This window comes from Pseudomonas sp. HP_01 (assembly GCF_055284355.1).
Genome location: NZ_JBTOPV010000012.1, coordinates 228,523 through 241,221 on the forward strand (window position 1 = coordinate 228,523; position 12,699 = coordinate 241,221).

Sequence of the window (12,699 nt, forward strand, 5' to 3'; positions counted from 1 at the left end):
TAGGAAAACGGTCGCGCAGTATCTCATTCACGGGACTTTCTGACACTGAATAAGCCTTGCTCCCTAAAGAACGTGCGCCCCCAAACCTGACTGAAACGCCCCTGAAACGAGGCGCGCTGCAGCTATTGGCCCTACGCATCACGCTAACCGCTTGAAGAAAAAGCAATTTTTTCTGCCGATTGCTTGACAGCCTGTCGATCCTCTGTAGAATGCCGCCACACAGACGCGGGATGGAGCAGTCTGGTAGCTCGTCGGGCTCATAACCCGAAGGTCGTCGGTTCAAATCCGGCTCCCGCAACCAAACATCAAAAAAGGCTACTCGAAAGAGTGGCCTTTTTTGTGGCCGCTGTTTGAGCAAGCCCGCCCTCACCGTTATTCCCCCTCACCTCTTCATATAAATGAAACAGGCTCCATGGATGATGGCGACCTGCCCTTATGCGCGGATTGCGATAAAAGCCTTGTCCGACCGCCACTTAGGTACGCCAACGCTCCAGAAGCAGTTATTTTGCCGATGCCTGGCATTAAAGGTTGACACTCTGCCGTTCGACTGTAGAATGCCGCCACACAGACGCGGGATGGAGCAGTCTGGTAGCTCGTCGGGCTCATAACCCGAAGGTCGTCGGTTCAAATCCGGCTCCCGCAACCAACATCTAAAAAGGCTACTCGAAAGAGTGGCCTTTTTTTTGCCTCGCTGAAAGCTCACGAACAGCGGGCCGGAATCCTTGTCACATCCCATTACCAGGGTGCGTTCATCCGAGAGGTCTTGTTACTGTATGTTGCCGGGAGCGATAGTTTTTATCTCCCCTGCCGATACGCTGGCCAGCGACTGAACCTAGACTGAACGGTCACTGATACGTATCCGTGGTATTCGCCCGTTAGACGTTGAAGCGCTAACATCCTGAATTATTTTTCGCGTAGGGATTGGTAACTTGGCTGTATACCTCCATCCTGTCGCGCACGATCCAAGGAGTGATTGATGCGCGCCAACCCGTCCGACACAAATGAAGCAGTGACGGAGCATCCTCCGGCTCCCCCGAAACGATTGCGTCTACGCGAACTGGTGAACAAGTACCGTCAACCCATAGGGTTGGGCGTCACCATCCTTCTGTTTGCCGTCGCCCTGATCGCCTGTCGGCACATGCTGACCGAGCTGGACATCTACGCCCTGCAGGATTCGCTGCTCAGTGTGCCTCTTCCTTCTCTGGCGGGCGCAGTGCTGGCGACAGCCATCGGCTTTGTGATTCTGCTGGGCTACGAGTGGTCAGCCAGTCGCTACGCCAATGTTGAGTTGCCGACGAAGTCGCTGATCATGGGCGGATTTTGCGCGTTCGCCATCGGCAATGCCGTAGGCCTGTCGATGCTGTCCGGCGGCTCGGTTCGTTACCGCCTTTACTCGCGATTGGGACTGGGTGCGGGCGAAGTTGCCCACATGACCCTGTTTGCCAGCCTGTCACTGGGTTGCGCACTTCCCCCGCTGGCGGCCCTCGCGACCTTGAGCGACCTGCCTGCCGCTTCGCTGGCGCTGCATGTTTCGGTGCCTGTACTGGCCATTGTCGCGGTGGCGGTGCTGGCGATCAGCGCAATTCTGGGTTATGCCGTCTATCGCCGGCGCCTGCCGGAACAGACGATCCCCCATAACCTGCTGGTCCGTGCCGGACGCCGCACGCTGCGTCTGCCTGGGGTGCGCCTGACGCTGATGCAACTGGTGATCACCGCGCTGGATGTCGCGGCCGCTGCTGCCGTCCTCTATCTGTTGCTGCCCTCGGCCCCGCCGTTCGGCGCGTTCCTGCTGGTTTACCTGCTTGCCCTGGCGGCAGGTGTTCTCAGCCACGTGCCCGGCGGTGTCGGCGTCTTTGAGGCCATTCTGCTCGCCGCATTTGCCGACGAACTGGGCGCTGCACCGTTGGCTGCCGCGCTGCTGCTGTACCGCCTGATTTATGTGGTGATGCCACTGCTGATCGCTTGCCTGGTGCTGCTCTACAGCGAGGCCAAGCGTCTGCTGTTCGCGCAGCAGGCCATGCGCGTTGCATCCGGCTTCGGCGCCCCGATTCTGGCGCTGCTGGTATTTCTCTCAGGCGTGGTGCTGCTGTTTTCCGGCTCCACGCCCGAGATCGACACCCGTATCGAGAGCCTGGGATTCCTCATTCCCCATCGGTTGATCGACGCCTCGCACTTCGGCGCCAGCCTGATTGGCGTGCTCTGCCTGCTGCTCGCCCAGGGTCTGCGTCGTCGTCTTTCGGCCGCGTGGATGCTGACAACCATTCTGCTGTTTGTGGGCTCCATTCTCTCGATCCTCAAGGGTTTCGACTGGGAAGAAGCAAGCCTGCTGCTGCTGACGGCGTGCCTGCTGGCAGTCTTCCGCCGCTCGTTCTACCGCCCGAGTCGCTTGCTGGAGTTGCCGTTTTCGCCGCTGTATCTGGTCGCCAGTGTTTGCGTACTGGGTGCTTCGGTCTGGTTGCTGCTGTTCGCTTATCAGGACGTGCCCTACAGCCATCAGCTCTGGTGGCAATTCACCCTGGACGCCGACGCCCCTCGCGGTCTGCGTTCGGCGCTGGGCAGTGCGGTCTTGCTGCTGATCGTTTCGCTGACCTGGCTGCTGCGCACCGCGCGCCCCGTGATCAACCTGCCTGACGAGGCGCAGCTGGCCAAAGCCGCAGAGATCATCAAAGCATCCAGCCAGCCCGATGGCGGCCTGGTCCTGACCGGCGACAAGGCCGTGCTGATGCACCCGGACGGCAACGCCTTTCTGATGTATGCCCATCGCGGTCGCAGTCTGGTTGCGCTCTACGATCCGATTGGCCCGACCCAGCAGCGGGCCGAGCTGATCTGGCAGTTCCGCGATCTGTGCGACGTTCACCATGCCCGCCCTGTGTTCTATCAGGTGCGTGCCGAGAACCTGCCGTTCTACATGGACATCGGCCTGACTGCGATCAAGCTGGGCGAAGAAGCCCGGGTCGACCTGCACAAGTTCGACATCGAAGCCAAGGGCAAGGAAATGAAGGACCTGCGCTACACCTGGAATCGGGGTGGGCGAGACGGTCTGTCGCTGGAGATCTACGAAGTGGGTCAAGCACCCATGGACGAGCTCAAAGTGATTTCCGATGCGTGGCTGATGGGCAAGAACGTCCGCGAAAAAGGCTTCTCGCTGGGCCGTTTCAGCCTGGAGTACCTCAAGCATTTCCGTATCGCCATCGTCCATTTCCAGGGCAAGCCGGTCGCGTTCTCCAATTTGCTGGAGACCTCGCGCAATGATCTGGCGAGCCTGGACCTGATGCGTTCGCACCCGGAAGCGCCGAAGCTGACCATGGAATTCATGATGGTCGGGCTGATCCTGCATTACAAAAAAGAAGGTTACGCCCGCTTCAGCCTGGGCATGGTGCCGTTGTCAGGGCTGCAACCGCGGCGTGGCGCACCTTTGACCCAGCGTCTGGGTTCGATGGTGTTCAGCCGTGGCGAACAGCTCTACAACTTCCAGGGGCTGCGCCGTTTCAAAGACAAATTCCAGCCTGACTGGGAACCTCGTTATATGGCCGTGCCCGCAGGACTTGATCCGTTGGTGGCACTGGCAGATACCGCCGCCCTGATCGCGGGCGGCCTGACTGGATTGGTGAAACGCTGATGATTCAACGCTACTGGCGCTTTTTGCTCGCAGCCCTGGTAATTCTGGTGGTGGCATTGGGTTTCTGGCTGTGGAACCGCCCCGCCGCACAACCAACCCTCGAACACATCACGCTGGACGACGGCTCTGCGCTGATCCGCGTGGTGCCCTCGACCAAGGTGAAAACCCAAGTCGCGCTGGCTGTGACCACCGAAGAATCACTGACGGAGAAGCAACTGCTCGCCCTGAGCTACGACGCCTCCGCTCGTGTGATCCAGGTGACGCTGCCGAAGGACGACTGCCAGCTTCAGGCAAAGACCTTTAATGCCGCGCTGCAAAAGCTCGACGGCGCACCTGATCTGGTGGCCGGTGTCGGATCGGGTGCTTCGGTGGCCTGGCGCTGGCTGGCCGGCCAGAACAACGACAACGCCCGGGCTATCTCGGTCGGTTTTGTCCGCGATCAGCCGGGCTGCACCGACCCTGTGCCGAAAGCCGCCGCCCACGGCAAGTGGACGGTCGCCTGGAACGATGGGCCTGACGACGAAAGCGCCACGCTGGTCCGTGATGCACCCAACACCGAAACCAGCATCAGCGATTACGACATCAAGTACCCGCAGGTGCTGAACAACGAAGTGCGCCGTCGCCTGATTGGGGGTGACGATAACGGCGGCCTGAACATTCCCGTGGTTGAGGTACCGTCATCGCAGCCCTCTGACACGGTGACGCTGTTCCTGTCGGGCGACGGTGGCTGGCGCGACCTGGACAAGGACGTGGCAGGCGACATGGCGAAGATGGGCGGCTACCCGGTCGTCGGCATCGACACCCTGCGTTATTACTGGGAGCACAAATCGCCTGAACAGACCGCCGCTGATCTCAGCGAGCTGATGGCCCATTACCGGCAGAAATGGGGTGCCAAGCACTTCGTCCTTGCCGGCTACTCCTTCGGCGCCGACGTGCTGCCCGCGATCTACAACCGCTTGCCGGAAGAAGACAAGGCTCGCGTCGACGGGATCATCCTGCTCGCCTTCGCCCGCACAGGCAGCTTCGAGATTGCTGTTGAAGGCTGGTTGGGCGCTGCCGGCAAAGAAGCCGCGACAGGCCCGGAAATGGCCAAGCTGCCTGGCGACAAGGTGTTGTGCGTCTACGGCATCGAGGAGAAGGATGAAAGCGGCTGTACCGAAACCACCGCCCCTGGCGAGAAGATGCAGCTGCCCGGCGGCCATCACTTCGACGAAGACTACCCTGCCCTGGCCAAGCGCCTGAGTGCGGTGATCGACAAGTGGAAGGGCAAAGAGCCTGCGGCCGAGTAATCCTCACCCATAAAAAATCCCCGCTCTCTGCCGATTGCGGGGATTTTTTGTTTCAGGGCCTGCTCACGACGGGTCCCACCTCCGGTTGCGCACTGTCCCCGTAGGACCGGCTTCAGCCGGGAAAAGGCCCGCTTGCACACCATCAATCTCGCGGCGTTACACCTGACGTATTCCCGGCTAAAGCCAGTCCTACAATAGTCCAGTAGCGCCAATCTCAACGGGTGCACGCGATACTTTTAGTGGGACCGGCTTCAGCCGGGAAGAGGCCGCTGCATACGCCATCAATCTTTCAGCGCGGCACCAAACGCCTTCCCGGCTAAAGCCAGTCCTACAATAGTCCAGTAGCGCCAATCTCAACGGGTGCACGCGATACTTTTAGTGGGACCGGCTTCAGCCGGGAAGAGGCCTGTATGGACGCCATCAATCTCGCGGCGTGACACCCGACACATTCCCGGTTAAACCCCATCCCTCCAAAGCGGAGCCGCTTACATCTCCACCTGCGTGCCCAGCTCGATCACCCGATTGAACGGCAGCTTGAAGAACCTCAGATTGCCGTTGGCGTTCTTCAACATGAACGCGAACAGACCTTCGCGCCAGCGGGCCATGCCCTCCAGTTTCGACGAGACCACGGTTTCGCGGCTGAGGAAGTAGGTCGTGCGCATCGGGCTGAAGTCCAGCTCCTTCAAGTGACACAGGCTAAGCGCCGCCGGCACGTCCGGCTCGTCAATGAAGCCGAAATGCAGGATCACGCGGTAAAAGCCCTCGCCAAACACCTCGACCTCAAAACGTTGCGCCGCTGGCACGCGCGGGGCGTCTTCGTACACAACAGTCAGCAACACCACTTGTTCATGCAGCACCTGGTTGTGCAGCAAATTATGCAACAGCGCATGGGGCACGGCGTCCGCACGCGCCGTCAGAAACACGGCCGTACCCTGAACGCGATGGGGCGGCTGCACGCGAATGCTGCTGATGAAGATTGGCAGCGGCAAACCGCCTTCGTCGATGCGGTCTACCAACAACTGCTTGCCGCGCTTCCACGTAGTCATCAGGATGAACAGCACGATGCCCGCCAGAAACGGGAAAGCCCCGCCTTGCAACACTTTCGGCACGTTGGCGGCGAAAAACATACCGTCCACGAACAGACAGCCCACCAAAATCGGCACTGCGATCAGCGGCGGCCATTTCCACGCCAGCAACATAACCGACGCCACCAGAATCGTCGTGCAGAGCATCGTGCCGGTCACTGCCACGCCGTACGCCGAGGCCAGTGCCCCCGAGGACTCGAAGCCCAGAACGAGCAGGATGACCCCGACCATCAACGCCCAGTTCACCGCGCCGATGTAGATCTGCCCTTGGGCGTCGCTGGAGGTGTGCTGGATGTACATGCGCGGGATATAACCGAGCTGAATCGCCTGCAGCGTCATCGAGAACGCCCCGGAGATCACCGCCTGCGAAGCAATAATGGTCGCCAGTGTCGACAGCGCGATCAAAGGCAACAGCGCCCAGCTCGGCGCCAGCAGGTAGAACGGGTTGCGCACCGCTTCCGGATCCTGGATCACCAGGGCGCCCTGGCCGAAGTAGTTCAGCACCAGCGCCGGCAAGACCAGCGCGAACCATGCACGGGAGATCGGCTTGCGACCGAAGTGGCCCATGTCCGCATACAGGGCCTCGGCACCGGTCAGTGCGAGCACCACAGCGCCCAGGACCGAAACGCCGATGCCGGGATGGTCAATAAAGAAGCGAACCGCCCACACCGGATTGATGGCTTGCAGCACTTCCGGCTGCTGGAGAATGCCGTGAACACCCAGCACGCCGAGGGTCACGAACCACAGCACCATGATCGGACCAAACATCACGCCGATCCGCGCGGTGCCATGACGTTGAATCAGGAACAGCGCCACCAACACGACCAACGCGATCGGCACGACCCAGTGCTCAAGCCCGTCAAAGGCCAGCTCCATGCCCTCGACCGCGGACAGCACTGAGATCGCCGGGGTGATCATGCTGTCGCCGTAAAACAGCGCCGCGCCGAACAGGCCAAAGACGATCATGCTCGCCTGCAGCTTCGGGTACTTGGCGGAAGCCCTTCGCGCCAGCGCGGTGAGGGCCATGATGCCGCCTTCGCCGTCGTTGTCAGCCCGCAGCACCAAGGCCATGTACTTGAAGGACACCACCCAGATCAATGACCAGAAGATCAGCGACAGAATGCCCAGCACGGCATCGTGGCCGGCCTGCACGCCATAGCCGCCGACAAAGACCTCTTTAATGGTGTAAAGCGGGCTGGTGCCAATGTCGCCATAGGCGACACCCACCGCACCCACCAGCAGACTCAACGGTTTTGCCGAAGAATGCCCGGCCTCTGCCTGATTCGTTGCGTGACCCATGTACCACTCCTGAAACCGTGACTCGAGCACCGCGATCCGGTGTTGTCGGATTGACTCACACCGCACCGGTAAATTCCGATGCGCCCGGCCAATCTGGGGTGCCGGGCGTAACGCCGCGAAGCATAGCGCAGCACTCGTCGTAATTCTCTGTATAACACTGGTCAATCGTTCGACGCGCCGCTAGAATTGCGCACTTTTTGATCAGAGGCGCCCCAAGCGCCCAGTCAATGCTTCGGCTATTCGCCGGGCATCCTACGCCGAGGTTAGTCAATGTCCACCGTCACCACGTCTGCCGCCCCCAAGGTCGGCTTTGTCAGCCTCGGTTGCCCGAAGGCTCTGGTCGATTCCGAGCGCATCCTGACCCAGTTGCGCATGGAAGGCTATCAGGTCGTTCCGACCTACCAGGACGCTGACGTGGTCGTGGTCAACACCTGCGGTTTCATCGACAGCGCCAAGGCTGAATCCCTCGAAACCATTGGCGAGGCGCTGGCCGAAAACGGCAAAGTGATCGTCACCGGTTGCATGGGCGTGGACGAAAGCGTGATTCGCAACGTGCACCCCAGCGTGCTGGCCGTCACCGGTCCGCAGCAATACGAGCAAGTGGTCAACGCCGTCCATGACGCCGCGCCGCCCAAGCTCGATCACAATCCGCTGATCGATCTGGTGCCGCCGCAAGGGGTCAAGCTGACGCCGCGTCATTACGCGTACCTGAAGATATCCGAAGGCTGCAACCACAGCTGCAGTTTCTGCATCATCCCGTCCATGCGCGGCAAGCTGGTCAGCCGCCCGATTGGCGATGTGCTCGACGAAGCCCAGCGACTGGTCAAGGCCGGCGTGAAAGAGCTGCTGGTGATTTCCCAGGACACCAGCGCCTACGGCGTCGACATCAAGTACCGCACCGGGTTCTGGAACGGTCAGCCTGTGCGCACGCGCATGACCGAGCTATGCCAGGCACTGAGTTCGCTGGGTGTGTGGGTACGCCTGCACTACGTTTACCCGTACCCGCACGTCGACGAGATCATTCCGTTGATGGCGGCGGGCAAGATCCTGCCGTACCTGGACATCCCGTTCCAGCACGCCAGCCCGAAGATTCTCAAGCTGATGAAACGCCCGGCCTTCGAAGACAAGACCCTGGCGCGCATCAAAAACTGGCGCGAGCAGTGCCCGGATCTGATCATCCGTTCGACCTTCATCGTCGGCTTCCCGGGCGAGACCGAAGAAGACTTCCAGTACCTGCTGGACTGGCTGACTGAAGCCCAGCTCGATCGCGTCGGTTGCTTCCAGTACTCCCCTGTCGAAGGCGCACCGGCAAATCTGCTGGATGCAGCGATCGTACCGGACGACATCAAGCAGGATCGCTGGGACCGTTTCATGGCGCACCAGCAAGCCATCAGCGCCGCGCGCCTGCAGATGAAAATCGGCAAAGAGATCGAAGTGCTGATCGACGAAGTGGACGAGCAGGGTTTCGTGGGTCGTTCGTTCTTCGACGCACCGGAAATCGACGGCAATGTATTTGTCGAAAGCGACCGTGATTTCAAGCCAGGCGACAAGGTCATGTGCCGCGTGGTGGATGCCGATGAGTACGACCTGTGGGCTGAGCCAATCTAACGCTCAATCTCCGGCTCGACAGCTGCTTCACCTCCAACAGCCCTGCCCGTAAAACGGCGGGGTTTGTTTTTTCTGGCTATCGTCCCCACATCAGGATCACTACCCAGGGAGCAGCGGCAACATGACCCCGCACTCGGTCATCTATCTGCCCAAACAGCACGACTTCGCCGAACTCACCCGGGTCTGGGAATCCTCCGTGCGCGCGACCCATGACTTTTTGCCCGAAAACTACATCACGCTGCTCCGGCATCTGCTGGAAACCCAGTACCTGGGCGCCGTGAACCTGTTCTGCACCCGCGACTCGCACCTGCGCATTACCGGTTTTGCCGGCACCACATCGGGCAAACTCGAAATGCTGTTCATCGCCCCTGAACACCGTGGCATGGGCCTGGGCAAGAAACTGCTGGACTATGCGCTCGAGCATTTCCATATCACCGAGCTGGACGTGAACGAACAGAATGCCCAGGCGCTGGGCTTCTACGAACGGCAGGGGTTTGAAGTGGTGGGCCGGGCGGAGGTAGACGGGCTTGGGCGGCCGCATCCGATGTTACGGATGCGGCTCAAGGTCACATAACGCAAACCCGCATCAGCGCTTCAGGCTTTCCAGCAGCACCTTGTTGAACTGCTGCGGATCCTGAATCTGCGGCGCATGGCCCAACCCGGCGAACTCCACCAGTGTCGCCTGGGGAATGCGTTTGGCGGCGGCCTTGCCCAGCTCCGGGTAATTGCCCAGCGTCTTGCGCAATGCCTCAGGCGCTGCGTCCTTGGCAATGGCGGTATTGTCCTTCTGCCCGATCAGCAACACGGTGGGCATCTTCAGTTTCTCGAAGTCGTAGAACACCGGCTGATTGAAGATCATCCCGTAGGTCTGCGCTGATGCCCGAGCCACCTCCTCCTTGCCTTTTCCGTTGAACATCCCGGCCTGCATGTTCACCCAGTGATCGAACTCGGGCCGCCACTCATTGGCGTAATACGTGGACTGCTGATACTTGCGAATGCTCTCGGCGCTGGTCTTCAGCTCACGGGCGTACCAGTCATCAAAGCTGCGATCCGGGACGCCCTTGGCTTTCCAGTCTTCCAGACCGATAGGGTTGACCAGCAGCAACTGATCCACTTGCTCGGGGTACATCAGCGCAAACCGGGTCGCCAGCATGCCGCCCATTGAATGCCCGACCACGGTGACGTGACCGATGCCCAGTTGGGTCAGCAGCGCTTTGGTGTTCTGCGCCAGTTGCTCAAACGAGTACTTATAATCCGCCGGTTTGCTGGAGCGGCAGAAACCGATCTGATCCGGCGCGACTACCCGATACCCCGCGCCCGTCAGCGCCTTGATCGTCCCTTCCCACGTGGCGCCGCAAAAGTTCTTGCCGTGGAGCAGCACTACGCTGCGGCCATTGGCAGTGCCGGTCGGCTTGATGTCCATGTAACCCATCTGCACCGGTGCGCCTTGGGATTCAAACGTAAAATTCTGCGCCGGGAACGGATACTGGAAGCCTTCCAGCTGCGGGCCGTAGGACGGGGCATGCGCAGCGAGCAGTGGCAAGCTGACAGTCATCAGCAATGCGGGTAGCCATTTGGTCATGAATTCGCTCCAGACAATGTAGGAATAGAGAGCAGACCTGCGTCGGTCCCGGAAAAATCCATGGAGTGGAGGCTTATTCACTAGGCAATTTCAATGTGGCCGCGATTAACGGTGCCTGCGCGGGTACAATAGGCGCCTTTCCATTTTGTTACGGCTTTTCTCATGACTGACCCCATTCGCCTTTCCAAACGCCTAATCGAGCTGGTCGGCTGCTCCCGTCGCGAAGCCGAGCTGTTCATCGAAGGCGGTTGGGTCACGGTGGACGGCGTTGTCGTCGACGAGCCTCAGTTCAAGGTCGAAAACCAGACCGTGGTGCTGAACGCGGAAGCAAAAGCCGACACGCCTGAATCCGTCACCCTTCTGTTCAACGCCCCGGCGGGCATGACCCCTGAGAGCGCCTTGGCGTTGATCACGCCAGGTACGTTGTCCGCCGACCACAGCATCGGTCGACGTCCGCTCAAAGGGCACTTCCTGCGCCTGGAAGCGATTTCCACGCTGCAAGCCAACGCCAGCGGCCTGATGGTGTTCAGCCAGGACTGGAAAATCCTGCGCAAACTCACCGATGACCGCAGCAAGATCGAGCAGGAATACGTGGTCGAAATCTCGGGCGACATGGTTGCCCACGGCCTCAACCGCCTGAACCACGGCATGACCTACAAGGGCAAGGAACTGCCGAAGGTCAAGGCCAGCTGGCAGAACGAAAACCGCCTGCGCTTCGCGATGAAGAACCCGCAGCCCGGTGTCATTGCCCAGCTGTGCGAAGCGGTAGGCTTGAAGGTTGTTTCGGTGCGGCGCATCCGTATCGGCGGCGTGTCCATCGGCAAGGTGCCTGAAGGCCAGTGGCGCTACATGACCGACAAAGAAAAATTCTGAATCCCCTTTCTGAGCGCCGTATCGACTTTCGCGTGCGCTCATCTGCGAATCCCCAGGAAATACACGCACCATGATGAACAACGATGTACTGCGCAGCATCCGTTACATGCTTGATATCAACGACGCCAAAGTGGTCGATATCATCAAGCTCGGCGGGTTCGACGCGACCAAAGCCGATGTCGCGGCCTATATGAAGAAAGACGAAGAAGAAGGCTTTGTGCCGTGCAGCGACGAGGTCATGGCGCACTTCCTCGACGGCCTGGTGTTCTTCAAGCGTGGCAAGGACGAGAGCCGCCCGCCGCTGCCTGTCGAACTGCCGATCACCAACAACATCGTCCTGAAAAAGCTGCGTGTGGCCTTCGAGCTGAAAGAAGACGACATGCACGCGATCCTCAAGGCGTCCGAGTTCCCGGTGTCCAAGCCTGAACTCAGCGCCCTGTTCCGCAAGGCGGGTCACACCAACTACCGCGTCTGCGGCGACCAGCTGCTGCGCAACTTCCTGCGCGGCCTGACCCTGCGCGTGCGCGGCTAAGCGCTGCAGCTCCGTAGATGACCCAGGCCTACAACGTCTCGCCGATCGGCTTCATGCGCTCGTGCTTCAAAGAGAAGTTCGCCATACCCCGGCAGCCGCAACTGGCGCCTGCCGCGCGGGGCGTGCTGGAGTTGGTTGCACCCTTTGATCAGGGTGATGCCGTGCAGGGCCTGGAACAGGTCAGCCATGTCTGGCTGCTGTTTCTGTTTCATCAAGCCCTGGAGGACAAACCGCGACTCAAGGTGCGCCCTCCTCGCCTGGGCGGCAATCAGTCGATGGGTGTGTTCGCCACCCGCGCGACCCATCGGCCGAACGGCATCGGTCAATCGGTGGTCAAGCTGGACAAGGTCGAAGCCGGGCGCCTGTGGTTGTCAGGCATCGACCTGCTGGACGGCACGCCGGTGCTGGACGTCAAACCCTACGTGCCTTACGCCGATGTGATCGTCGATGCACGCAACAGCATGGCCGCCGCAGCGCCGGAGATGATTCCGGTGCAGTGGGCAGACGCGGCGCTGGCCCAGGCCCGCGAACATGGGCTGCGCCTCGAAGAACCGCTGATCGAGCTGATCGAGCAGTGCCTGGCTCAAGACCCGCGACCGGCCTACCAGACGCCCACGCCGGAGCGACGCTACGGTGCGCAGTTCTGGGACCTGGACGTGCGCTGGCACTATCCGCAGCCGGGCGTCATTTGCGTGCTGGAAGTGGTGCCCGCCGCCGGCTCATAAGCAATTTACGCCGCCCACAAAAAAACCGCCTGGTCCGTGACCTCCAGGCGGTTTTTTTCAGACCCCAAAACGCTGGTGCCTGTACTG

At 60.5% G+C, this 12,699-nt stretch carries 9 protein-coding genes and 2 tRNA genes; 9 read left to right on the plus strand and 2 right to left on the minus strand.

Annotation, left to right across the window (positions count from 1 at the left end; all coding sequences use genetic code 11):
* The first annotated feature begins 224 nt into the window (after positions 1-224).
* From ACYAR8_RS09715 to ACYAR8_RS09730, 4 genes are all read left to right on the plus strand, one after another.
* Positions 225-301 (plus strand) — tRNA-Met (locus ACYAR8_RS09715).
* A gap of 268 nt (positions 302-569) precedes the next feature.
* A tRNA-Met gene (locus ACYAR8_RS09720) sits at positions 570-646 on the plus strand.
* A 330-nt stretch (positions 647-976) separates the two neighbouring features.
* Positions 977-3,619 carry a bifunctional lysylphosphatidylglycerol flippase/synthetase MprF gene (gene mprF, locus ACYAR8_RS09725; protein WP_108120948.1) on the plus strand — a complete coding sequence of 881 codons (2,643 nt, stop codon included), beginning with the start codon at positions 977-979 and terminating at the stop codon, positions 3,617-3,619.
* Positions 3,619-4,908, plus strand: a complete 1,290-nt coding sequence (locus ACYAR8_RS09730) for a virulence factor family protein (RefSeq protein ID WP_463579742.1) — start codon at positions 3,619-3,621, stop codon at positions 4,906-4,908. Before mprF ends, ACYAR8_RS09730 begins: the two co-directional genes overlap by 1 nt.
* Positions 4,909-5,393: 485 nt before the next feature.
* Here ACYAR8_RS09730 and ACYAR8_RS09735 read toward each other — a convergent pair whose 3' ends face one another.
* On the minus strand, positions 5,394-7,292 hold the full coding sequence (locus ACYAR8_RS09735; RefSeq protein WP_463579743.1) for a potassium transporter Kup: 1,899 nt from the start codon (positions 7,290-7,292) through the stop codon (positions 5,394-5,396).
* A 270-nt stretch (positions 7,293-7,562) separates the two neighbouring features.
* Here ACYAR8_RS09735 and rimO point away from each other — a divergent pair, with 270 nt between their 5' ends.
* Entirely contained in the window at positions 7,563-8,900 is a 1,338-nt protein-coding gene (rimO, locus tag ACYAR8_RS09740; RefSeq protein ID WP_463579744.1) for a 30S ribosomal protein S12 methylthiotransferase RimO, read from the plus strand.
* Positions 8,901-9,021: 121 nt separating this feature from the next.
* Complete coding sequence (locus tag ACYAR8_RS09745; RefSeq protein WP_463579746.1) at positions 9,022-9,474, plus strand: GNAT family N-acetyltransferase; 453 nt, start codon at positions 9,022-9,024, stop codon at positions 9,472-9,474.
* Between the two features lie 12 nt (positions 9,475-9,486).
* Here ACYAR8_RS09745 and ACYAR8_RS09750 read toward each other — a convergent pair whose 3' ends face one another.
* The gene (locus tag ACYAR8_RS09750; RefSeq protein WP_463579747.1) at positions 9,487-10,482 is read right to left on the minus strand and encodes an alpha/beta fold hydrolase; all 996 of its coding nucleotides are present in this window, start codon (positions 10,480-10,482) and stop codon (positions 9,487-9,489) included.
* 162 nt (positions 10,483-10,644) lie between these two features.
* Here ACYAR8_RS09750 and ACYAR8_RS09755 point away from each other — a divergent pair, with 162 nt between their 5' ends.
* The 3 genes from ACYAR8_RS09755 to tsaA all read left to right on the plus strand — a co-directional run bounded on the left by ACYAR8_RS09755 (position 10,645) and on the right by tsaA (position 12,612).
* Positions 10,645-11,355: an rRNA pseudouridine synthase gene (locus tag ACYAR8_RS09755; protein ID WP_074891248.1), complete on the plus strand. Its 711-nt coding sequence runs from the start codon at positions 10,645-10,647 to the stop codon at positions 11,353-11,355.
* Between the two features lie 70 nt (positions 11,356-11,425).
* Positions 11,426-11,887 carry a YehS family protein gene (locus ACYAR8_RS09760; protein WP_074891250.1) on the plus strand — a complete coding sequence of 154 codons (462 nt, stop codon included), beginning with the start codon at positions 11,426-11,428 and terminating at the stop codon, positions 11,885-11,887.
* Between the two features lie 17 nt (positions 11,888-11,904).
* Positions 11,905-12,612, plus strand: a complete 708-nt coding sequence (gene tsaA, locus ACYAR8_RS09765) for a tRNA (N6-threonylcarbamoyladenosine(37)-N6)-methyltransferase TrmO (RefSeq protein ID WP_463579748.1) — start codon at positions 11,905-11,907, stop codon at positions 12,610-12,612.
* The last annotated feature ends 87 nt before the right edge of the window (positions 12,613-12,699 follow it).